18 protein-coding genes are annotated in these 22,416 nt (G+C 71.7%); 4 read left to right on the forward strand and 14 right to left on the reverse strand.

What is annotated here, in order from left to right; all coding sequences use genetic code 11:
- Positions 1 to 39: 39 nt before the first annotated feature.
- From ABZS61_RS05170 to ABZS61_RS05210, 9 genes are all read right to left on the reverse strand, one after another.
- Positions 40 to 1,224 carry a pseudouridine synthase gene (locus ABZS61_RS05170; protein ID WP_356416317.1) on the reverse strand — a complete coding sequence of 395 codons (1,185 nt, stop codon included), beginning with the start codon at positions 1,222 to 1,224 and terminating at the stop codon, positions 40 to 42.
- On the reverse strand, positions 1,224 to 1,874 hold the full coding sequence (gene scpB, locus ABZS61_RS05175; RefSeq protein WP_356416320.1) for an SMC-Scp complex subunit ScpB: 651 nt from the start codon (positions 1,872 to 1,874) through the stop codon (positions 1,224 to 1,226). The genes ABZS61_RS05170 and scpB overlap by 1 nt, the downstream gene beginning before the upstream one ends.
- Positions 1,871 to 3,052 (reverse strand): segregation/condensation protein A, encoded by a 1,182-nt coding sequence (locus ABZS61_RS05180; RefSeq protein WP_356416323.1) that lies wholly within the window; start codon positions 3,050 to 3,052, stop codon positions 1,871 to 1,873. The genes scpB and ABZS61_RS05180 overlap by 4 nt, the downstream gene beginning before the upstream one ends.
- 108 nt (positions 3,053 to 3,160) lie before the next feature.
- Positions 3,161 to 3,766: a hypothetical protein gene (locus ABZS61_RS05185; RefSeq protein WP_356416428.1), complete on the reverse strand. Its 606-nt coding sequence runs from the start codon at positions 3,764 to 3,766 to the stop codon at positions 3,161 to 3,163.
- Positions 3,763 to 4,881, reverse strand: coding sequence for a ParA family protein (locus tag ABZS61_RS05190; RefSeq protein WP_329212580.1), 1,119 nt, complete (start codon positions 4,879 to 4,881; stop codon positions 3,763 to 3,765). Before ABZS61_RS05190 ends, ABZS61_RS05185 begins: the two co-directional genes overlap by 4 nt.
- Positions 4,882 to 5,250: 369 nt before the next feature.
- Complete coding sequence (ald, locus tag ABZS61_RS05195) at positions 5,251 to 6,366, reverse strand: alanine dehydrogenase (protein WP_356416431.1); 1,116 nt, start codon at positions 6,364 to 6,366, stop codon at positions 5,251 to 5,253.
- A 144-nt stretch (positions 6,367 to 6,510) separates the two neighbouring features.
- On the reverse strand, positions 6,511 to 8,583 hold the full coding sequence (locus ABZS61_RS05200; RefSeq protein WP_356416326.1) for a tetratricopeptide repeat protein: 2,073 nt from the start codon (positions 8,581 to 8,583) through the stop codon (positions 6,511 to 6,513).
- A 388-nt stretch (positions 8,584 to 8,971) separates the two neighbouring features.
- On the reverse strand, positions 8,972 to 9,598 hold the full coding sequence (locus ABZS61_RS05205) for an NUDIX hydrolase (protein WP_356416329.1): 627 nt from the start codon (positions 9,596 to 9,598) through the stop codon (positions 8,972 to 8,974).
- A 74-nt stretch (positions 9,599 to 9,672) separates the two neighbouring features.
- Positions 9,673 to 11,343 (reverse strand): CTP synthase, encoded by a 1,671-nt coding sequence (locus ABZS61_RS05210; protein WP_356416332.1) that lies wholly within the window; start codon positions 11,341 to 11,343, stop codon positions 9,673 to 9,675.
- Between the two features lie 440 nt (positions 11,344 to 11,783).
- Between ABZS61_RS05210 and ABZS61_RS05215 the strand changes: the two genes are divergently transcribed.
- The 3 genes from ABZS61_RS05215 (at position 11,784) to ABZS61_RS05225 (ending at position 16,810) form a co-directional block, all read left to right on the forward strand.
- On the forward strand, positions 11,784 to 13,586 hold the full coding sequence (locus ABZS61_RS05215; RefSeq protein ID WP_356416335.1) for a glycoside hydrolase family 15 protein: 1,803 nt from the start codon (positions 11,784 to 11,786) through the stop codon (positions 13,584 to 13,586).
- Positions 13,587 to 13,704: 118 nt separating this feature from the next.
- Positions 13,705 to 15,102, forward strand: a complete 1,398-nt coding sequence (locus tag ABZS61_RS05220; protein WP_356416338.1) for an FAD-binding oxidoreductase — start codon at positions 13,705 to 13,707, stop codon at positions 15,100 to 15,102.
- Between the two features lie 82 nt (positions 15,103 to 15,184).
- The gene (locus ABZS61_RS05225) at positions 15,185 to 16,810 is read left to right on the forward strand and encodes a PucR family transcriptional regulator (RefSeq protein WP_356416341.1); all 1,626 of its coding nucleotides are present in this window, start codon (positions 15,185 to 15,187) and stop codon (positions 16,808 to 16,810) included.
- 49 nt (positions 16,811 to 16,859) lie between these two features.
- On the opposite strand, the gene ABZS61_RS05230 is transcribed toward ABZS61_RS05225, so the two are convergent.
- The 5 genes from ABZS61_RS05230 to ABZS61_RS05250 form a co-directional block, all read right to left on the reverse strand.
- The gene (locus ABZS61_RS05230) at positions 16,860 to 17,951 is read right to left on the reverse strand and encodes a glycosyltransferase family 4 protein (RefSeq protein WP_356416344.1); all 1,092 of its coding nucleotides are present in this window, start codon (positions 17,949 to 17,951) and stop codon (positions 16,860 to 16,862) included.
- Between the two features lie 173 nt (positions 17,952 to 18,124).
- Positions 18,125 to 19,870: a DNA repair protein RecN gene (recN, locus tag ABZS61_RS05235; protein WP_356416347.1), complete on the reverse strand. Its 1,746-nt coding sequence runs from the start codon at positions 19,868 to 19,870 to the stop codon at positions 18,125 to 18,127.
- A gap of 81 nt (positions 19,871 to 19,951) precedes the next feature.
- Complete coding sequence (locus ABZS61_RS05240; protein WP_356416350.1) at positions 19,952 to 20,893, reverse strand: NAD kinase; 942 nt, start codon at positions 20,891 to 20,893, stop codon at positions 19,952 to 19,954.
- The gene (locus ABZS61_RS05245; protein WP_356416353.1) at positions 20,890 to 21,705 is read right to left on the reverse strand and encodes a TlyA family RNA methyltransferase; all 816 of its coding nucleotides are present in this window, start codon (positions 21,703 to 21,705) and stop codon (positions 20,890 to 20,892) included. The genes ABZS61_RS05240 and ABZS61_RS05245 overlap by 4 nt, the downstream gene beginning before the upstream one ends.
- A 7-nt stretch (positions 21,706 to 21,712) precedes the next feature.
- Positions 21,713 to 22,021 carry a hypothetical protein gene (locus tag ABZS61_RS05250; protein WP_356416356.1) on the reverse strand — a complete coding sequence of 103 codons (309 nt, stop codon included), beginning with the start codon at positions 22,019 to 22,021 and terminating at the stop codon, positions 21,713 to 21,715.
- A 43-nt stretch (positions 22,022 to 22,064) separates the two neighbouring features.
- Between ABZS61_RS05250 and ABZS61_RS05255 the strand changes: the two genes are divergently transcribed.
- Positions 22,065 to 22,412 carry an SCP2 sterol-binding domain-containing protein gene (locus ABZS61_RS05255; RefSeq protein ID WP_356416359.1) on the forward strand — a complete coding sequence of 116 codons (348 nt, stop codon included), beginning with the start codon at positions 22,065 to 22,067 and terminating at the stop codon, positions 22,410 to 22,412.
- Positions 22,413 to 22,416 lie beyond the last annotated feature (4 nt).

Raw genomic sequence — 22,416 nt, forward strand, 5'->3', positions numbered from 1 at the left:
CCCAGGAACCGGCCGCGGGCCGTTCGGTGCGGGCGCGGGTTACAGACCGACCTCGCGCATCAGCATGCCGACCTCGGTGTTGGTCAGGCGGCGCAGCCAGCCGGACTTCTGGTCACCCAGCGGAATCGGCCCGAAGGACGTGCGCACGAGCCGCTCGACCGGGAAGCCGGCCTCGGCCAGCATCCGGCGGACGATGTGCTTGCGGCCCTCGTGGAGGGTCACCTCGACCAGGTAGTTCTTGCCGGTGTTCTCGACGACCCGGAAGTGGTCGGCGCGGGCGTACCCGTCCTCCAGCTGGATGCCGTCCTTGAGCCGCTTGCCGAGGTCGCGCGGGAGCGGGCCCTGGATGGCGGCCAGGTAGATCTTCTTCACCCCGTACCCGGGGTGCGTCAGGCGGTGGGCCAGCTCACCGTGGTTGGTGAGCAGGATGATGCCCTCGGTCTCGGTGTCGAGCCGGCCGACGTGGAACAGACGCGTCTCACGGTTGTTGACGTAGTCGCCGAGGTTCTGGCGGCCGTCCGGGTCCCCCATCGTGGAGACCACACCGGCGGGCTTGTTCAGCGCGAAGAACAGGTGCGACTGGGTCGCGACGGTGAGGCCGTCGACCTTGATCTCGTCCTTCTGCGGGTCGACACGCTTGCCCTGCTCGAGGACGATCTCGCCGTTGACCTCGACCCTGGCCTGCTCGATGAGCTCCTCGCACGCCCGGCGCGAGCCCATGCCGGCTCGGGCGAGGATCTTCTGCAGCCGCTCGCCCTCCTGCTCGGCACCCGGGTGCGTCTTGGGGGTCTTGATGTCGGGCTTGTCCGCGTACCGGTCACGGTTGCGCTGCTCGATCTTGGCGTCGAGCTCGCGGGGCCGGGACGGAGCGCCCACACGGCGTCCACCCTTGCTCACGTTCTGTGCGGGCTTGGGGCCGCCCTTGGCCCCTCCGCGGGCCGCCGTGCCGCGGCCCTTGCGGGGGCCGCCGTCGCCGCCCGGCTTGTCGGAGCCCACGTCGTAGCGGCGCTCCTCGGGGCGGGGCCGGCGGGGACGCTGCTCCTGCTTGTCGTCACGCTCGCCGTCACGCCCGGAGCCGGAGACCCGGGGGTTCGGGTTGCTGCTCCGGCCGCTGCCGCTGTTGTTGGTGTTCCTGCCGCCTGCGCCGCCGCTCCTGGAGCCGCTGCCGCCGCCACTCCTGCCGCCGCTCTTGCCGCTTCCGCTGTTGCTGCCACTGCTTCGCATCAAAAATCCGTCTTGTCGTCTGCGTGAGTTTCCGGGGTGTCCGGTGCGTCCGGATCGAACGACGGCACACCCTCTAGCGTCTCAGCCTCGATCGCGTCCGCCTCCGGGAGGAAGGGCGCGAGCTCCGGGAGCTCGTCCAGGCCTCGCAGGCCCATGCGCTCCAGAAAGTAGTTCGTCGTCCTGTACAGGATCGCACCTGTTTCGGGTTCCGCGCCCGCCTCCTCGACCAGACCCCTCTGGAGGAGGGTCCGCATGACGCCGTCGCAGTTGACTCCGCGCACCGCCGAGACCCTCGACCGGCTCACCGGCTGGCGGTAGGCGACCACCGCGAGCGTCTCCAGGGCCGCCTGGGTGAGCCGGGCGTGCTGTCCGTCCAGGACGAAGCCCTCGACCGCCTCCGCGTACTCCGGGCGCGTGTAGAAGCGCCAGCCCCCCGCGACGAGCCGCAGGTCGAAGCCGCGGCGCTGGACGGTGTACTCGTCCGCCAGCTCCCGCAGGGCATCCGCGACGGCCCGGCGGGGGCGCTGGAGCACCTTGGCCAGGTGTTCCTCGGTGGCGGGCTCGTCGACGACCATGAGGACCGCCTCCAGGGCGGGCTTGAGGTCGAGCCCGGCGACCGTACCGCTGCGCCCGTCGTCTTCTGCGCTCATTCCCGTTCGCCCTCCTGTACCTCGTGCACCTCTTGGTCGAACTCGTCCGTCACCAGGGCTTCCGCCCCTTCCACGCCCGCCCAGCGCACGATGAGATCACCCAGTGCCTCCTCCTGGTCCAGGACGACCGCCTTCTCCCTGTACAGCTCCAGGAGCGCCAGGAACCGGGCGACGACGGTGAGGGTGTCCGGGGCGTCCTCGGTGAGGGCCCGGAAGCTGAGCTCGCCCTCCGCGCGCAACCGCGCCACCACGATCTCCCCCTGTTCACGCACACTGACCAGCGGTGCGTGGATGTGGTCGACGTACACCTGCGGCTTGGGCTTCGGCTGCATCGCCTTCACCGCGAGCCTGGCGAAGCCGTCCGGACCGATACTGATGACGACCTCGGGCAGCAGCGCCGCGTGGTGGGGTTCGAGCCCGACGGTACGGGGGTAGCGGCGGGACTCGGACTCCAGCCGCTCGCTGAAGATCTCGGCGATCCGCTTGTACGCCCGGTACTGCAGGAGCCGTGCGAAGAGCAGGTCCCGCGCCTCCAGGAGCGCGAGGTCCGCCTCGTCCTCCACTTCGGCGGTGGGCAGCAGCCGGGCGGCCTTCAGGTCGAGGAGGGTTGCGGCGACGACGAGGAATTCGGTGGTCTGGTCGAGATCCCAGTCCGGACCCATGGCCCGGATGTGTCCCATGAACTCGTCGGTGACCTTGGACAGCGCGACCTCGGTCACATCGAGCTTGTGCTTGGCGATCAGCTGGAGCAGCAGGTCGAAGGGGCCCTCGAAATTGACCAGCCGCACGGTGAACCGCTTGTCGTCGACGGTCCCGGGCGCCGCATCCCCGTCGGGCGTCCGGGGATCCGGAGCCGAACCCGAAGGGGGATGCGCGGCCGTACCGGACTGTGTGTCCGCGTCCGCCCCGGCGGGCTGCTGCACGTCTGTGGTGTCTGTGGCGCCCCCACGCGGGTCACCGGCGCCCGGACCCTCCTCCGGGGCCCTCGGGGCCTCTCCGGCCCGCTGCGGCGCGTCCACCGGCCCGGCGGGTGCAGCCGGCGGGCCGACGGGCCCTACGGGTGCAGCCGGCGCGTCCACCGGCCCGGGGGGTGCGGCCGGCGGGTCCGCGGGCCGGACACCCGGTCCGCGGCCGAGAGCACGGCGGGGCGGGCGGGTGGAGTCGTCGGCAGTCGGCATTGCGGTCCAGGGGTGCGGCGGAGGAACGGACGGGCGTCTGCCCGTGCACACGGGCCGGGCCGCCCGTGGGGCGGCCCGCTCCCCGGCAGGCTACCGGCGCCGCACCGGTCAGCGGCCCCGCAGCCTTCGTACGAGGATGCTCGCGTCGCCCCGCGACTCCAGGTCGGCGAGCACCACCGCGACCGCCTCGCGGACGATGCGTCCGCGGTCGACCGCCAGCCCGTGCTCACCGCGCAGCACGAGGCGTGCGTGCTCGAGGTCCATCAGTTCCTCGGCGGACACGTAGACGGTGATCTTCTCGTCGTGGCGCTCACGACCGCTGGGCCGGCGGTTCGCGCCGCGACCACCGCCGCCACGACCGCGCTGCGGCTGGACGGCCGGAGGAGCCTCCTGCGGTGCGTTGCCGCCGGGCCTGCCCGCAGCAGACCCGGTCCCGGGCCGTTCACCCCCGTCGGCGCGGCTGCGGGAGCCGCCCCCGTCGGAGTCCGCCGCGGAGTGCTCCTCCCGGGACGGAGCTGCGGCGGTACCGCCCGCTCCCCCGGCGCCGCCGCCCTGCCCTGCCGTGTCCGCGGCTGCCGAGGAGTCGCTCTCCCCGGCCGGCGCGGGCACGCGTGCTTCACCGTTCGCCTTGCGTCGCCGCTCGGCCGGGGACGAGCCCTGAAGGCCCATGCCCCCGGTGGTGCGGAACAGCTCGTCGGCCCCCGGCAGACTCACTCGGCGTGACACCGGGCGAGCACCTCCCTGGCGAGCTGGCGATAGGCGGCGGCACCGACCGAGTTGGACGCGTACGTGGTGATGGGCTCGCCGGCGACCGTGGTCTCCGGGAAGCGCACCGTGCGCCCGATGACGGTGTGGTAGACGTGCTCGTCGAAGGCCTCGACCACGCGCGCGAGCACCTCACGGCTGTGCACCGTGCGGGAGTCGTACATCGTGGCGAGGATGCCGTCGAGCTCCAGCTCCGGGTTGAGCCGCTCCTGGACCTTCTCGATGGTCTCGGTGAGCAGCGCCACCCCGCGCAGTGCGAAGAACTCGCACTCGAGCGGGACTATCACCTTGTGAGCCGCCGTCAGGGCGTTCACGGTGAGCAGCCCGAGTGAGGGCTGACAGTCGATCACGATGTAGTCGTAGTCGGCCATCAGCGGCTTGAGGGCCCGCTGCAGCGTCGACTCCCTCGCCACCTCGCTCACCAGCTGCACTTCGGCGGCCGAGAGGTCGATGTTGCTCGGGAGCAGGTCCATGTTGGGTACGGCGGTCTTCAGCAGGACCTCGTCGGCCGCCATGCCCCGCTCCATGAGCAGGTTGTAGACCGTGAGGTCGAGCTCCATCGGGTTGACCCCGAGTCCGACCGACAGGGCACCCTGCGGGTCGAAGTCGACGAGCAGGACGCGTCGTCCGTACTCCGCGAGCGCGGCACCGAGGTTGATGGTCGACGTGGTCTTGCCGACACCGCCCTTCTGGTTGCACATCGCGATGATCTTCGCGGGGCCGTGATCGGTCAGCGGACCGGGAATCGGGAAGTACGGCAGCGGCCGGCCGGTCGGGCCGATCCGCTCGCGGCGCTGGCGAGCGGCGTCGGGCGCGAGGGTGGCCGCGTACTCCGGATCGGGCTCGTACTCGGCATCGGGGTCGTAGAAGTGCCCCTCGGGCACCTCGGCGAAGTCGGCGAAGTGGGCTGTGTCTCGGCCACTTTCGTTGCCGGCCATGGCGTTCACGTGTAGGCCGTCCATCATCTGGGGGGCTGTCGTCATGTGCTGGTGGGTGGCGAAGGTGCGGACAGCGACGGAGCCGACAGCTTCGAGCCCGATCGGGCTCAGACCCCGTGCAGGCATCCCTGGTTGACCACCCCCGGGAGTAATTGTCGACTCATTCACAAGTCGTCTTACCTCCTTGGATGTGACCAGGAAACTTATCGATAGGTCAGCGTGGCACCATGCCGACGATTGGCGACTCTATGGCGTGTCACCGGTTCGCAGCAACACAATCCGCCGGACCCGGCCCGATGTGTCGGCAATCGAACACCCCTCTGTCAAGAGTGCACGGGGAGCAGAGCGCATCATTCACGGGGGTGCAAAACGGGTAGAGGGTTACGTCTCCGGCGAGTTGAGCGGGGCTCCCGAAGGGCCCAGGCATGAGTCCGGCCGGACCTTGCTGGGCAAGGTCCGGCCGGACTCATGAGGTTGACGAACGGCGTTGACCGCTCAGCCGAGAAGCGCGCTCAGTTCGACGTGGTCGAGGCCGTGCGCCTCGGCCACCTCGCGGTAAACCACCTGTCCGTCATGGGTGTTGAGGCCCCGGGCGAGCGCGGCGTCACGGCGCAGCGCGTCGGCCCAGCCGCGGTTCGCGAGCTCCAGGATGTAGGGCAGCGTGGCGTTCGTGAGCGCGTAGGTGGAGGTGTTCGGCACGGCACCCGGCATGTTCGCGACGCAGTAGAAGACCGAGTTGTGAACCATGAAGGTCGGCTCGGCGTGCGTCGTCGGACGCGAGTCCTCGAAGCAGCCGCCCTGGTCGATCGCAATGTCGACAAGGACACTTCCAGGCTTCATCTTGGCGACCAGCTCGTTGGTGACGAGCTTCGGGGCCTTCGCACCCGGGATGAGCACGGCGCCCACGACGAGGTCGGCCTCGACGACGGCCTTCTCGAGCTCGAGCGCGTTGGAGACGACCGTCCGCACCTTGGTGCCGAAGATCCTGTCGGCCTCGCGGAGCTTGTTGATGTCCCGGTCGAGCAGCGTGACGTGGAAGCCGAGACCGACGGCGATCTGCGTGGCGTTCCAGCCGGACACGCCGCCGCCGATGACGACCGCCCTGGCCGAGCCCGTACCGGGGACACCGCCGGGCAGCACGCCGCGGCCGCCGACGGAGCGCATCAGGTGGTACGCGCCGACCTGCGGGGCGAGGCGGCCCGCGACCTCGGACATCGGAGCGAGCAGCGGCAGCGCGCGGGTCACGGTCTCGACCGTCTCGTAGGCGATCGCGGTCGTGCCCGACTCCAGCAGCGCGTCCGTGCACTCACGGGAGGCGGCGAGGTGCAGGTACGTGAAGAGGGTCTGGCCCTTGCGGAGGCGGTGGTACTCCTCGGCGACCGGCTCCTTGACCTTGAGCAGCAGGTCGGCGGCGGCCCAGACCTCGTCGGCGGTGGGCAGGATCTGCGCCCCGGCGGCGACGTACTCCTCGTCCGGGATGGAGGAGCCCTCGCCGGCGTGCCGCTCGACGATGACCTGGTGGCCGTGACGGACGAGCTCATGCACTCCGGCGGGGGTGATCGCCACCCGGAACTCGTTGTTCTTGACTTCGCGGGGGATGCCGACCTTCACGTCGATCACGGTCCTAGGTTCGGAGGATGGCTCGGACATGACGGGAGATACCCGCATGAATCAAGCATAAATGGAGACACCGCAGGGATGCGCGGCAGAGCCATCATTAATGAAGGACTTCTCGCTGTCCAGCCTTACAAAGCATTAAGTTTCCGTCGAAGCACTACGGATTTCGTAGGCTGGCCCTTCCTCCGCCAGTAATCCGTCGGCTGCGCCCCGGTGCAGCCTGGCCGCTGCGGGGTCACCGAGCCGGTCCAGCGTGTCGGCCAGCCTGAGCTGCAGGGCCGCCTGCAGCCGCACGTCACCCGCCCTGCGCGCCAGATCGACCGCCTCGTGGCAGGTCTGCAGCGACTCCTGCGGCCTGCCCGCGTACTCCTGGACCCGCGCGGCCTCACTGAGCGCCCGCGCCTGCGAGGGCAGGTCACCGAGCCTGCGGTGGCCCGCGGCCGCGGCCCGCCAGTTGCGCAGGGCCTCGCCGTAGCGCCCGGCGTACGTGTGGACGGCACCGAGCCGCCCGTACAGCCGCGCCTCGTCGGCCCCCTCGCCCTGGGTGAGCCGCTGCGCGAGGGCCCGGCCGTACCAGTCGGAGGCGCGGTTGAAGTCGCCGAGCTCCGCGTAGGCGCCTCCCACGGATTCCATGGCGCGGCCGGTCGCGTAGAGGTCGTTCGCCGCGCGTCCGGCGTCCAGAGCGGCCCGGTACCGGGTCAGCGCCGCCCGGGTACGGCCGGTTCCGGCGTCCAGGTCGGCGAGATTGAGCAGGGCCGCGGCCTTCTCCCGGGGAAGATCGCGGCGCTCGGCCACGTCCAGGACCAGACCGTGCAGCCCGTACAGATCGGGCGCGGCGTCCTCCGTGCCCCTGTGCACGGCGAGCGCCCGGACGAGTGCGGCGACCAGCCGGCGGGCGAGGGTGTCCAGCTCCCCGTCACCGACCGCGATCCGGGCGGAGGCCAGCAGGGCGGGCCGGCGGATCCGCAGCCACTCGGCAGCGGCCTCCGGGTTGGGAAACCGCAGCGAGCGGGGCAGCCCGGCGAGTTTGCGGCGGGCCGGGGAACCCTCCGGATCGGTGACGGCCCGGCAGGACTGGAGCTGACGTACGGTCCGCTCCAGCATCCTGGCCCGAGCCAACTGGATCTCGGCCGGCCGCTCCCGCTCCTCCATCAGGGCGCGCAGCAGGGGTGCGAGGCAGCCGGGGACCTCGTACTGGGGCAGGACCGCGCCGTTCGTCCGCAGGAGACCGAGCCGGACGAAGTCGTCCAGGGTGCTCTGGGCGGCCGAGACGGAACAGCCTGCCAGCGCGGAGGCGGTGTGGGCGTCGGCCAGTCCGGCGGGGGCGAGCGCGAGCAGTCGCAGTATCCCGGCAGCGGCCTGCGGGAGCGAATCGTGGACCAGCCGGAAGGCGCGGGCCAACGGGCGCGCGCCGGTGGGCTGTTCGGCGTCACCCGGCAGGTCGCGCAGTTGCTTGGTGACATCGGCGACCGACGCGCCGGGACGGGCGGCGAGCCAGCCGGCGACCAGCATCAGCGCCGCGGGCTGTCCCGCGCACTCCTCCGTCAGCGTCTCGGCGGTGCGCGGATCGACGGTGATGCGGACCTGGCCGATGGCGCGGGCGAGCAGCTGTACGGCGGAGCCGGCGTCCATGCCCCCGATGGTGCACGGCCGGACGCCCGGAATTCCGGTGAGCGGGCCGGTGGAGGTGGCGACGACCAGGCAGTCCGGATTGTCCGGCAGCAGCGGGTCGACCTGTTCTGCGTCCACGGCGTCGTCGAGCACGATCAGGGCGCGGCGTACGGCGAACGCCTCGCGGACCATCTCGGAGAGCTCGTCCTCGTCCGCGCCGGGCGGGGCGGCGATGGCGAGCAGGTCCAGGAGTTCGCGTGCGGTGTGCTCGACGGGGACGCGTTCCCCTCCGGGATCGCTGAGCGGGACCCGGAACACCCCATCGGGGTAGTCGCCGGGCTCCGCGAGCCTGCGGGCGAGTTCGGCGGCGAGGGCGGTGCGTCCGGATCCGGGCCGTCCGGCGATCAGGAGGACCCTGGCGCGTGCGGCCTTCCGGCCGGCGAGGGTGTCCAGTCCCGCTCGCTCGATGTCCGCCTGAAGGGCTTTCAACTCACGTTCGCGGCCGAAGAATTGGGGTGGGCTGGCATCGGACGGCGCTTCGGCCCCCGCCGTTCCCGCCGCACCGGCCGGACCGCTGGTGTCCACCGCCTGATCGGTCACGGGCCACGCTCCACTTCGCTGCACGCGGTTGCCCGCCGGAACTCCGGTCGGGGCCTTTCGAGCGTAGTTCAGTGGTGGGGACGATCACGGTCGAGCGCGGCGGACACATCCCCCGATCGGATCAGCGTTTCTTACGATCGGATGCTGATTCCGGCCTCCCGAGGGCCGGTCAGACACCCGAACGGCGGGGCGGCTCCCGGCCGGCGAGGGCGCACCCGGAACGACGGACGCGCACCCCGACGGCGGGTCACCTGGCCCCGGACCGGGCGGCCCGGGACTCTGAGGCCGGCTCGGGACTCTGAGGCCGGCTCGGGACTCTGAGGCCGGCTCGGGACTCTGAGGCCGGCTCAGACCTCGAAGAGGCGGTTCAGAACCTCGAAGGGACGGTTCAGACCTCGAACGGCCGGGCGGGCCACGGCGCCTCGGCCGGACGCAGTGAGTCCACCCCGTCGCCTGCGAGCACCGCCGTGAGCGCGAGGACGCCCACCACGAGGCAGTTGTTGTGCAGGGCTCCCGCGAGCACGCCCTGCACGAGCTCCTGCAGCGGCACCCGGGCCTGCTCCATGTCGGCCTCCTCCTCGGAGACCTCGAAACGCTCGCCCTCCACCTCGGAGAGGTTCCGGGCGAGGAAGATGCGTACGGCCTCGTCGCAGCCGCCGGGCGTGGTGTAGACGTCGGTCAGCACCCGCCAGTCCTCGGCCTTGACGTGCGCCTCCTCGTACAGCTCGCGCTGCGCGGCGTGCAGCGGGTTCTCTCCGGGGATGTCGAGGAGCCCTGCCGGGATCTCCCACAGCTTGTGGCGCACCGGGTGCCGGTACTGCCGCAGGATCAGGACCCGGCCGGTCTCGTCGAGTGCGAGGACGGCGACGGATCCGGGGTGGACCTGGTAGTCGCGGCGCGCGACGGCGCCGTCGGGCATCACCACGTCGTCGGTGCGGACGCTGGTCTTGTTACCGGTGAAGGGGGTCACCGTCGCGGTGACCTGCCACTCCTCGGGCGTGTCCTGGAAACCCATGTACGTCCTCCCACGAAAACAGAAACCGGGGTACGCATCCACGAAGGATCCGTACCCCGGTCAACCGTATCGCCTCAGCCCTGGGCGCCGTTCCCGCGCGCTGCGACCTGGCGTTCCACGGCCGCCTTCACCAGACCGGCGAAGAGCGGGTGCGGACGGGTCGGGCGGGAACGCAGCTCCGGGTGCGCCTGGGTGGCGACCAGGTAGGGGTGCGCCTCGCGCGGGTACTCGACGTACTCGACGAGCTTGTTGTCCGGGGAGGTGCCGGAGAAGACCAGGCCGGCCTTCTTCTCGAGCTCCGTGCGGTAGGCGTTGTTGACCTCGTAGCGGTGGCGGTGGCGCTCCTCCACGTACGGCTGGCCGTCGTACGCCTCACGGACCACGGAGCCCTCGGCGAGCTTCGCCGGGTAGAGGCCGAGCCGCATGGTGCCGCCGAGGTCGCCCGCGCCCTCGACGTAGGCGAGCTGCTCCTCCATCGTCGAGATGACGGGGTGGCTCGTGGCGGCGTCGAACTCGGTGGAGTTGGCGTCGGGGATTCCGGCGAGGTTCCGCGCGGCCTCGATCACGATGCACTGGAGGCCGAGGCAGAGGCCGAGCAGCGGCACCTTGTTCTCGCGGGCGTACTGGATGGCGCCGACCTTGCCGACCACACCGCGCTCGCCGAAGCCGCCGGGGATACAGACGGCGTCGACGTCGGCGAGCTGCTTCTGCGCGCCGGCCGGTGTCTTGCAGTCGTCGGAGGCGACCCACTTGACCTTGACCCGGGCCTTGTTGGCGAAGCCGCCGGCCCGGATGGCCTCGGTGACCGAGAGGTAGGCGTCGGGCAGGTCGATGTACTTGCCGACCAGGGCGACGGTGACCTCGTGGTCGGGGTTGTGGACGCGGTCCAGCAGGTCGCCCCACGTGGTCCAGTCGACGTCGCGGAACGGCAGGTCGAGCTTGCGCACGACGTAGGCGTCCAGGCCCTCGGTGTGCAGCACCTTCGGGATGTCGTAGATCGACTTGGCGTCCGGGCAGGCCACCACGGCGGCCTCGTCGACGTCGCACATCAGCGAGATCTTGCGCTTGATGGAGAGCGGTACGTCGCGGTCGGCGCGCAGCACGATGGCGTCCGGCTGGATACCGATGTTGCGCAGGGCCGCCACCGAGTGCTGGGTCGGCTTGGTCTTGAGCTCACCGGACGGGCCGATGTAGGGAAGCAGCGAGATGTGCACGACGAAGACGTTGTCGCGGCCGACCTCGTGGCGGACCTGGCGGACGGTCTCCAGGAACGGCAGCGACTCGATGTCGCCGACCGTGCCGCCGACCTCGGTGATGACGACGTCGACGTCCGCGGTGGCCATGCGGCGGATGCGGTGCTTGATCTCGTTGGTGATGTGCGGGATGACCTGGACGGTGTCGCCGAGGTACTCGCCGCGCCGCTCCTTGGCGATGACCTGCGAATAGACCTGGCCGGTGGTGACGTTGGCCGAGCCGTCGAGGTCGACGTCGAGGAAGCGCTCGTAGTGGCCGATGTCCAGGTCGGTCTCGGCGCCGTCGTTGGTGACGAACACCTCACCGTGCTGGAAGGGGTTCATCGTGCCGGGGTCGACGTTGAGATAGGGGTCGAGCTTCTGCATGGTGACCCGAAGGCCACGTGCCTTGAGCAGGGCACCCAGGCTGGAGGCAGTCAGACCCTTGCCGAGGGAGGAGGCGACACCCCCGGTGACGAAGATGTGCTTGGTCGTCGTGGATGTGGGCTGCATAGCCAAAGGGGGCTCCCGTGGTCGCGATCGTGAGGTGCGTACCGGCGTGCCGTCCGGAGAATTCCGGAGGCGCCGTCGCTGCGGTTCGGGGGCCTCGTCCACTGTCGGGACGACCACCGGTCCACGGGCTACCAGGGTAACAGCGACGGGAGGAGGCTGCTTCCGGCCACACCTCTCACACCGGAGTCACAGAAACACCGCAGGCACTTCACGTCCCACCCGTTCGCCACGGACGGGCCGCGGAGAACTTATCGACAGCATCGCGCGGATCTTCGTGGTGCGTCGTATCCTGCTCGGACCACTCGCTGCCGAGTTGGCCGGCCAGCGGCTCCACCCCAGCCCGCTCACCCGTGCAAGAGCTCGTCGGTTCTATTACAACGACCCCTTGACCAGCAATAAGCGCCCCACGGGGCGAATTGGCCGTTCGACTGGAGACGCACGTGGCCGGGCGCATCGAGGATTACGCACTCATCGGAGACATGCAGACCGCTGCCCTGGTCTGCCGGGACGGCACAGCAGACTGGCTGTGCCTCCCCCGCTTCGACTCGCACGCCGTTTTCGCCGGGCTCCTCGGAACCGAGGAGCACGGCTTCTGGCGTCTGGGACCCGCACGCGCGGAAGGGGCACAGCCCCTCGCCGCGGACCGCCGCCGATATCGCGGGGACTCGCTCGTCCTGGAATCGGAGTGGGACACCCCGCGCGGCACGGTCCGCGTGACCGATTTCATGCCGCCGCGTGACGGCGCCCCCCAGCTCATCCGGATCGTGGAAGGTGTCAGCGGCCGGGTGCAGATGCGCTCGGAACTGCGGATGCGTTTCAGCTACGGGCGCGTCACCCCCTGGGTGCACAAGGTCGACGGCCGGACGGTCGCCGTGGCGGGCCCCGACTCGGTCTGGCTGGACACGCAGGCGGAGACGTACGGCCAGAACCTGACGACGTACTCCGACTTCACCGTCGCCCCCGGTGACCGGATCGCGTTCACGATCAGCTGGCAGCCCTCGCACCACGAGCCGCCCAGCCTGCCGGACCCCGAGGGTTCCCTCGAGGCGACCGAGAACTTCTGGCGCGAATGGGTCGACCAGTGCACGTATCACGGCCCCTACCGGGAGGCCGTGGTCCGCTCCCTGATCACCCTCAAGGCCCTCACGTACGCGCCCACCGGCGGCATCGTGGCCGCCCCGACCACCTCCCTGCCGGAGGACATCGGCGGCTCACGCAACTGGGACTACCGCTACACCTGGCTGCGGGACGCGGCGATCACGCTCTCCTCCCTGCTCCGCACCGGGTACCGCGAGGAGGCCCGCGCCTGGCGCGAATGGCTGCTGCGGGCCGTCGCGGGTGACCCGGAGAACCTGCAGATCATGTACGGGATCGCGGGTGAGCGGGAGCTCGGTGAGGCCGAGCTGGACTGGCTGCCCGGCTACGAGAACTCCGGGCCTGTCCGGGTCGGAAACGGGGCGGCGAACCAGCTCCAGCTCGACGTGTACGGAGAGGTCACCGAGGCGCTGCACCTGGCCCACATGACGGGCCTGACCCGCAACGACTACGCGGTGGGGCTCCAGCTCAAGCTGATCAGCTATCTGGAGAAGCACTGGGAGGAGCCCGACGAGGGCATCTGGGAGGTGCGCGGCCCCCGCCGGCACTTCGTGCACTCCAAGGTGATGGCCTGGGTCGCGGTCGACCGCACCATCAAGCTGATCGAGTCCGGGGACACGGACGGGCCGCTGGAGCGGTGGCTCCAGCTGCGCGAGGACATCCACCGCGATGTCTGCGAACGGGGCTACGACAAGGAACGCAACACCTTCACCCAGTCCTACGGGTCGAAGGAGCTCGACGCGTCCTTGCTGCTGATTCCGCAGATGGGCTTCCTGCCGCCCGACGACAAGCGGGTCATCGGCACGATCGAGGCGATCCAGCGGGAGCTGTCCACGGAGGACGGCTTCGTCCTGCGCTACCCCACCGCCGGGGAGGACGCCGGCGTGGACGGGCTCGAGGGCGATGAGGGCGCGTTCCTGGCCTGCTCGTTCTGGCTGGCGGACGACCTCGCGATGATCGGCCGGGTCGACGAGGCCCGGCAGCTCTTCGAGAGGCTGCTGTCCCTGCGCAACGACCTGGGGCTGCTGGCCGAGGAGTGGGACGCCAGGCTGCAGCGTCAGGTGGGGAACTTCCCGCAGGCGTTCAGCCATGTGCCGCTGATCGACACGGCGCTGCGTCTGACGGCCAGCGGGGCGTACGTCGGCTGAGGGGCGCGCCCGCAGGCGTCCGCGGGCGGTGTGACAGGACCCGGTGGAGTGGAACGGCCGATCTCCGGGGCCGGGCCTACGATGGAGAGGTCTTGTCACGCCCTGCGAAGGGGACATCATGACACCCCGAAGCACCTTGCCGGACGCTGCTCTGAGCGGCCTGCGCACCGATCTCACCGGCGCTGTCCATGTGCCCGGCGATCCGGGTTACGACGAGGCCCGCGCCGTCTTCAACAGCATGATCGACCGCAGGCCGTCGGTGGTGGCGCAGTGTGCCTCCGAGGCGGATGTGGCACGGGCACTGCGTTTCGCACGGGAGCACGGGCTGGAGGTCGCCGTGCGCGGAGGCGGTCACAGCGTCGCGGGCATGTCGCTGAGTGAGGGCGGCCTGGTCGTGGATCTGCGCCGGATGCACAGCGTGAGTGTCGACCGGGAGGCCCGTTCGGCCCGCGTCGGCGGCGGAGCCACCATGAGCGATCTGGACCGGGCGGCCCAGCCGTTCGCCCTGGCGACCACCGGCGGCCGGGTCTCCACCACCGGGGTCGGCGGCTTCACGCTGAGCGGCGGATCCGGCTGGCTTGAACGCAAGTTCGGACTGGCCTGCGACAATCTGCTGGCCGCCGACCTGGTCACCGCGGACGGGAGCAGCGTCCGCGCCACGCCCGAGGAGAATCCGGAGCTCTTCTGGGCGCTGCACGGCGGCGGCGGGAACTTCGGCGTGGTCACCTCGCTCACCCTGCGGCTGCACGACCTGCCCGCGATGAGCGTGGCCCTGATTCTCTTCCGGCCCGAGGACGGGCCCGAGGCCGTCCGTGCGTTCCGGGATCTGATGGAGTCCGCGCCGGACGAGGCGGGCGGCGGCAGCCTCTACATCACCGCCCCGCCCGAGGAGTTCGTGCCCGAACAGCTGGTGGGCACGCTCGTCTGCGCACTCGTGTTCACCTGTGCCGGGGCGGAGGCGGAGCTTCGCGAGGCGGCGGCCCCGCTGCTCGCCCTCGGCCATGAGGCGGAACTCGTGGCCGAACTCCCCTACGCGGATCTCCAGTGCATGCTGGACGATCCGCCCGGCATGCGGAACTACTGGTCCGCCGAGTACCTGGACAGCTTCCCCGACGAGGCCGTGTCCGTCTTCTGCTCCACCGCGGGCACGATGCCCGTTCCCTCGGGTTCGCAGCACGTGTTGTTCCCCATGGGCGGTGCGGTGGCGCGGGGGCCCGCGGACTATCCGGTCCCGTGGCGCTCGTCCCCGTGGGCCGTGCACCCGTTCGGGGTCTGGGAGAGCGCGGCGGACGACGAGCGGGGCAAGCAGTGGGTGCGTGAGGTGCGTGCGGGGGTCCGTCCCTGGGCGAGCGGTGCGGTCTACCTCAACTTCATCGGACGTGAAGGGCAGGACCGCGTCGTCGCCGGAGTGGGCGAGCAGAACTACGCCCGGCTCGCCGCCGTCAAGGCGCGGTACGACCCGGGCAACGTCTTCCACCTGAACCACAACATCATGCCCGCTCCAGCCGCGGTGTGACGTTCCCCGCCGGGCCCGGTAACTTCCTGACCGGGGCGGTCGCCCCACCGCACGCGAGCAGGAAGCACGAAGGTCGGAGTCAGTGGAGACACAGGGCGGAATCACCGTGCGGCGGGCGCTGGAGCTGCCGGGGCTGCGCGGCGGCCTCCCGGAGGTGCTGGCCGGGGCGGACCGGCTGGACCGTACGGTGCGCTGGGTGCACACGGGTGAGGTGCCGAACATCGCCTCCCTCCTCAAGGGCGGCGAGCTGCTGCTCACCACGGGTCTCGTCCTCGGCTCCCGGCCCGCCGAACAGCGCGCCTTCGTGCGGCGGCTCGCCGACCGCGGCATCGCCGCCCTGGTGGTGGAGCTCGGACACCGTTTCAGCAGGCTGCCCGCGGCGATCGTGGACACGGCTCGGACAGCGGGGCTGCCGCTCGTACAGCTGCACCGTGAGGTCCCGTTCGTGTCGGTCACCGAGGAGATCCATACGGAGATCGTCAACGGGCACTACGCGCTGCTCCAACAGGCCGAGGAGGTGCACCGGCGCTGCACGCAGGCGGTGCTCGGCGGCGGTGGGGTGCCGCAGGTGCTGGGCATCCTGGCGGACTTCACCGCGAACCCCGTCTTCCTCGAAACCCCGGACGGCCGGCTGCTGTACGCGGCGGGGACGGGGACCGGGCCGGTGGGAGCCGATCCGCTGCAGGTCTGGGAGGGGCTGCGCGGTGACCGTGCGGCCCGCGAGGCACCGCCGGCCGGGGCGGTCCTGGTGGAGGTGCCCGGCGGAGGCTCCGGGACCGGTTCCGTTCGGGCCCGGCTGGTGCTGCTCGCCGTGTCGGGGCCGCTGGTGGTGGTGCACCGGATGGCGGCCGAGCGGGCTGCGGGCATCCTCGCCGTCGTCCTGATGCAGGCGCGTCAGGACGAGGAGCTGGCGGCTCGGGGACGCGGTGACTTCCTCACGGATCTCGCCGAGGGCAGGATCGCCCCCGAGGACGCGCCCGCGCAGGCCAAGGTCCTGGGGTTCAAGCCGGGCGGGGACCCCCTGCTGCCGGTGGTGATGCGTATCGCACCCGAGCTGTCGCCGTCGGGCAACTGGGCTCTGCTGGCCCGGGCGGTGCTGGAGGAACTGTCGGCGGTGGGCGTACCCGTGCTGCTCGGGGTGCGGCCCGTGGAGGGCAGGATCCCGCTGCTGCTGGCGCTGCGTCCGGAGACCGGGCGCTCGGCGGTCGCGGACCGGGTGGCGGCGGCGCTGCGGGCGGGCGTCGAGCGGGCGGGGCTCGAACGGGCCGGGGACCGTGCGCCGGTCGTGGTGGTCGGGGCGGCCGGCGGCTGGGCCACGGCCGGTGCCGGGCTGCGGCACGCGGCGGAGGCGGCGACTGCTGCCCAGGGGCTCGACGAGCTTCCCTGGTACGACGCACAGCGCCTCGACATCGATCTGCTGCTGTGGCGGCTGCGGGAGCACCCGGATCTGGCGTCCTTCGTGGACCGGACGATCGGGCCGCTGCGGGAGCACGACCGGACCTCCCGCCCCCCGCTGCTGCCCACGCTCGAGGCGTACATCGACCATGCGGGCCGGAAGGCGGAGGCGGCACGCGAGCTGCACCTGAACCGCCAGACGCTCTACAACCGGCTGGCCCGGATCGGGGAGCTGCTCGGAGCCGATCTGGACGACCCTCAAACGGTTCTGGCCCTGAGCCTGGCCCTGCGTGCCCGCCGCCACACTCCTTGAGACCCACACCCTTCGTGACGCGTACCCCCGGGGCTCGCGCCCCGGGGCCTCACATGCGGACGGTAGTCGGCGGCTGCGCCAACTCGTCGTAGACGGACAGCACATGGGCGATCGTGTCGTCCTCGGTCGGCCACCCCGCGGCCTGTACGAGCCCCGCCGCGGCGAGCCGCTCGCGCCGTTCCCGGTCGCCGAGGAGCCGTACGACGCCGCGGGCGAGCGCCTCCGCGTCCCCGGGGGGAACCAGTTCCGCGGCGCCGCCCACGAGTTCGGCCGTCCCGCCGGTCATGGCCGCCACGAGGGGCACCCCGAGCCGCAGCGCCTCGTGCGCAGCCGTCGGCGGCGGCTCCCCACCCGAGGTCAGCACGGCAAGGTCCGCGGCGGCGAGGATCTCGACGGCGTCGTCCCGGCTGCCGGCGAGGAGGACGGGCAGCTGCTCCTCGGTGATCCTGCGCTGCAGGGCGGCCCGCTCCTGCCCCTCCCCCACGATCACCAGCAGGGGTACGGGGTCCAGTCCACGCCAGACGCGGGCGGCGTCCAGCAGCGTGCCGAAGCCGTGGTGCGGCAGGAGAGCGCCGACCGACACGAGCAACGGCCTTCCCACCGCGCCCAGTTCGACGCGCGCCTTACCGTCGTGACCGGTGGCGGGAGAGGGGCCCGCCGGGATCGCGGCCAGTGCGAGGCGTGCGTCCCGGGCCCCCCGGCGGCGGGCCCGGTCGACCAGGTCCGAGGACGTCCCCAGCACAACGGCCGCCGCCCGGGCGGCCCTTCGCTCCAGCAGGTGCAGCAGCCGGCGGCGGGCGCCTTCGGTGTGGGCGCGGGCCCGCCAGGTCATGACCAGCGGCGTACTGCGGCCGCTGAGCGCGAGCCCGGTCCGGACGGCGGCGTGCAGACCGTGCGCGTGGACCACGTCGGCATCGGCGCAGGCGGCGCGCAGGGCCGCGACGGCTGCGGGGTCGCTGCGCCGGGGTACCGCGACGAAGCGGGCTCCCGTCGCGGGGAAGTCGTGGCCGCGGTCCGCTCCGGCGGGGGCGCAGACCGTGACCTGCACCCCTCTGGCAACCAGACCTGCGGCGAGCGAGACGACATGAGCGCTGCTTCCGGCACCACCGCCCAGGACTTGGACCGTACGCAGCTGTGACACGTCGAGTGGCTCCCGGAGCTCCGGAGTCGGCGGAATGTACAGACCAAGGATGCCAGTCCGTACGCACGTTCCGGGACTGACGAAACGTTGTTCCCGTCCTTGTGGCGACTGGCGGCCGGGCCGCCCCACCCGTAAGGGTGAGATCGGCGGCCCGGAATTGACACCAGAATCCGCTATCCGTCCGCCCGTGCCGTCGCCAGCAGCTCCTCGGCGTGGGCCCGGGCCGTCTCCGAGTCCTCCTGGCCGGCCAGCATCCGGGAGAGTTCGCGCACCCTGTCCTCGCCCTCCAGGACCGTGACGCCACTGCTCGTCACCGAGCCGTCCACCGTCTTCTCGACCAGCAACTGCCGGTCGGCGAAGGCCGCCACCTGGGGCAGGTGCGTCACCACCACGACCTGCGCGGACCTTGCCAGCTTGGCCAGCCGCCGGCCCACCTCGACGGCAGCCTTGCCGCCGACACCCGCGTCGACCTCGTCGAAGAGATATGTCGGTACGGGATCGGAGCCCGCGAAGACCACCTCGACGGCGAGCATCACCCGGGACAGCTCACCGCCCGACGCACCCTTGGCGATCGGCCGGGGCTGGGCCCCGGGGTGCGGGGCCAGCAGGAGCTCGACCTCGTCGGCGCCGGACGGCCCGTAGAGCACGCTCCGCCCCCCGATGTCGATACCGGACGCCTCGTCCGCCGCCTCCGTCTGCCGGATGGCGAAGGACACACGGGCGTGCGGCATCGCGAGCGACGCCAGTTCCTCCGTCACCGCCCCGGCGAAACGTGCCGCCGCTTCCGTGCGCGCGTCGGTCAGCGCCTGCCCGAGCCCGGAGAGCTCGCTGCGCAGCGCGTCGCGCTCCGCCGTCAGCTCACCGATGCGGTCGTCGTCGCCCTCGAGCTCCGTCAGCCGGGCCGCGCCCTCCTCGGCCCAGGCGAGCACGGCGGAGACGTCCTGACCGTACTTGCGGGTCAGCGCGGTCAGCGCCGAGCGCCGCTCCTCGACGGCGGCGAGCCGCCGCGGGTCGGCGTCCAGCTGGTCGGCGTATCCGGCGAGTTCCCCGGACACGTCGGCGAGCAGGATGGAGATCTCACCGATGCGGTCGGCGAGCGCGGCGAGCGCCGGGTCGTGGGCCCGCACGGCGTCCAGGGACCGGCCTGCCGCCGCGACGACGGTCGTGGCGTCCACGCCCTCCTGGTCCTCCGGGTCGCCCGCGAGCGCCCCGTGCGCGAGGGACGCCGCGGAGGCGAGTGCCTCGGCGTGGCCGAGCCGCTCGGCCTCCGCGGCCAGTTCGATGTCCTCCCCGGGCAGTGGCTCGACCGCGGCGACCTCGTTGAGGCCGAAGCGCAGCAGGTCCGCCTCCTGGGCCCGCTCCCTGGTACGCGTGGTGATCTCGTCGAGCTCCACGACGACCGCGCGCAGCCGCCGGTAGGCCGCCGCGTACTTGGTGTGCGGACCCTCGACGCCGTCGCCCGCGTACCGGTCGAGGGCCTGCCGCTGCCGCGCGGGCTTGAGCAGCCCCTGCTGGTCCGTCTGGCCGTGTACCGCCACGAGTTCGTCGGCGAGCTCGGCAAGGACCCCCACGGGCACCGATCTGCCCCCGAGGTGGGCGCGGGAGCGCCCCTCCGCCGAAACGGTACGGCTGATGAGCAGCGCACCGTCCTCGATCTCGGCCCCGGCCTCCTGGGCGCGCAGCGCCGCCGCGTCGCCCTCGGACACCGTGATCCGCCCCTCGACGACCGCGGCCTTGGCCCCGATCCGTACCAGGGCAGGGTCGGCACGCCCGCCGAGCAGTAGCCCCAGGCTGGTGACGACCATGGTCTTGCCCGCGCCGGTCTCGCCCGTCACCGCGGTGAAACCGGGTGACAGCTCGACCACCGCGTCGTCGATGACTCCGAGCGACCGTATCCGCATCTCCTCCAACACGGACATGACCTTACGAGGTCCGGACCCCGGTGCGCCAAGGGCCCCGGGTACCGGTTCACTCTCCCGGGCCCCGGGACCGCCTTCCACTCAGTGCGGCGCGCCGCGCCAGCCCTGCACCGGGAGCGCGAACTTGGCGACCAGACGGTCCGTGAACGAGGCCTGGTGCAGCCGTGCCAGCCGCACGGGAACCGCGCCGCGCCGCACCTCCACCCGGGCCCCCGCGGGCAGCTCGACGGTCCTGCGCCCGTCGCACCACAGCACCCCGTGCGGGGTGTGCGGCTGCACCTCGACCGCTAGTACCGAGTCGGGTGAGGTCACCAGCGGCTTGGCGAACAGCGCGTGGGCGCTGATCGGCACCATCAGCAGGGCCTCGACCTCGGGCCAGACGACGGGGCCGCCCGCCGAGAAAGCGTAGGCGGTCGAGCCGGTCGGCGTGGCGCAGACGATCCCGTCACAGCCGAAGCCGGTCACCGGCCGGCCGTCGATCTCGAGCACGACCTCCAGCATCCGCTCGGGCGAGACCTTCTGCACGGCCGCCTCGTTGAGCGCCCAGTCGGTGTGCACGACGTCGCCGTTGCTGTGCACGATGACGTCGAGCGTCATGCGCTCCTCGACCTGGTACGCCCGTGTGACGACCCGGTCGACGACCTTGTCCAGGTCGTCCCGCTCGGCCTCGGCGAGGAATCCGACGCGCCCGAGGTTGACGCCCAGCATGGGTACGCCGGATGCCCGGGAGATCTCGGCACCGCGCAGCAGCGTCCCGTCGCCGCCGAGCACGATCAGCAGTTCGCAGCCGTCCACAGCCGCGGGCGTGGCGTCCGTGACCGTCACCACGGACGGCGGAAGCGGCAGGTCCGCCGCCTCGACCGCCAGGACCCGGACACCTAGACCGTTGCGCAGCAGGCCCTGCACGACGAGCTCGGCGCTGCGGATCGCTGCCGAGCGGCCGGTGTGCGCCAGCAGGAAGACAGTCCGCACCGCGTTCTCGGGTGGTGCCGCGTTCTCGGGTTGTGCCGCATGCGTCGTCAACGAGGCCCCTCCGCCACTGCACGGTCGACATCCGCGGGATCCAGTTCAGGAGCTCCGGCCCGCAGCCACAGAAAGTATTCGACATTTCCCGACGGCCCGGGCAGCGGGCTCGCCGTGACACCCCTGACGCCGAGGCCCAGGAGACCGGCCCGCCGCGCCACTTCCCGTACCGCTTCGGCCCGCAGCTCGGGGCTGCGGACCACACCGCCACTTCCGAGGCGCTCCTTGCCCACCTCGAACTGCGGCTTGACCATGAGGACCAGGTCCGCGTCGGGTGCTGCGCAGCGCGCCAGGGCGGGCAGCACGAGACCGAGCGGGATGAACGACAGATCGCCCACCACCAGGTCCACCGCCTTCCCGTCGAGCTGCTCCGGCGTCAGCTCCCGCACATTGGTACGGTCCTTGACGATGACGCGTTCATCCGACTGCAAGGACCAGGCGAGCTGCCCGTAGCCGACGTCGACTGCGACGACGTGCCGGGCTCCGGCCCGCAGCAGCACATCGGTGAAGCCGCCCGTGGACGCGCCGGCGTCCAGGGCCCGTCGCCCTTCGACCTTCAGCCCGAGGGGTACGAAGGCGGCGAGTGCGCCCGCGAGCTTGTGCCCGCCGCGCGAGACGTACTCGGGGTCGCTGTCGTCCTTCACGACGACGACGGCGGCGCTCGTCTCGACCTGGGTGGCGGGCTTGGTCGCGGTGTTGCCGCCGACGGTCACCCGCCCCGCCGCGATCAGCTGGCTCGCGTGCTCTCGCGAGCGGGCGAGCTTGCGGCGTACCAGCTCGGCGTCGAGGCGGCGACGTGCCACTCCTGCCACTTCTCGTTCAGCTCCTGTTGTCGTACGGGGGTGCGGGTGCGGGTCCGGCGTCCAGCGCGGTCAGCGCGTCGCGCAGCCCGCGGTGTACATCCTCGTACACCGCGGTGTGACCGTCCGCCGGGAGGTGGTCCGCGTCGGCCAGTCGCTCCAGCTGCGCATCGACCCCGGGATGCCCGGTGGCGGCGCGTGCGACACCGAGGGGGGCGGGCGGGGCGGGGTCGAAGGAGGGCGCGGGCGGCACGTCGGGCTGTGCCGCGGCCCCGTGTTCCGCGTCGCCCTCCTGCGCCGTCCCCGGCTCCGGCATCCAGTCGCTCATGCCCGAAACGCTACCCCGAACGGCTGGGGTACCGTCGGTGACGATGGCGACCATGGCGGAGTGCCGCAGCGCACTCGACACACTCTCAGGCAACCTGGCAGGTGCCGACGGCGACGTACGCAGCGCTGCTGCTCTCGACCGCTCGCTGAGCTGCCACATCAAGGATCTCGACGTCACCTTCAGCGGGCGGCTGGCGGGCGGCCGGATCCGGGTGCTCGACACGGTCGAGGGCCCTCCCCGCGAGAAGGCCGAGATCCGGCTCGCGATGACCGGGGACGATCTGGTGGCCATGGTGAACGGCGAGCTCAATTTCGCGAAGGCCTGGGCCTCGGGCCGCGTCCGGCTGGAGGCGGGCTTCCGCGATCTGCTGAAGCTCAAGTCCCTGTTGTAGTCCG

The sequence above is a fragment of the Streptomyces sp. NPDC005566 genome (assembly GCF_040605575.1).
Lineage (GTDB): Bacteria > Actinomycetota > Actinomycetes > Streptomycetales > Streptomycetaceae > Streptomyces.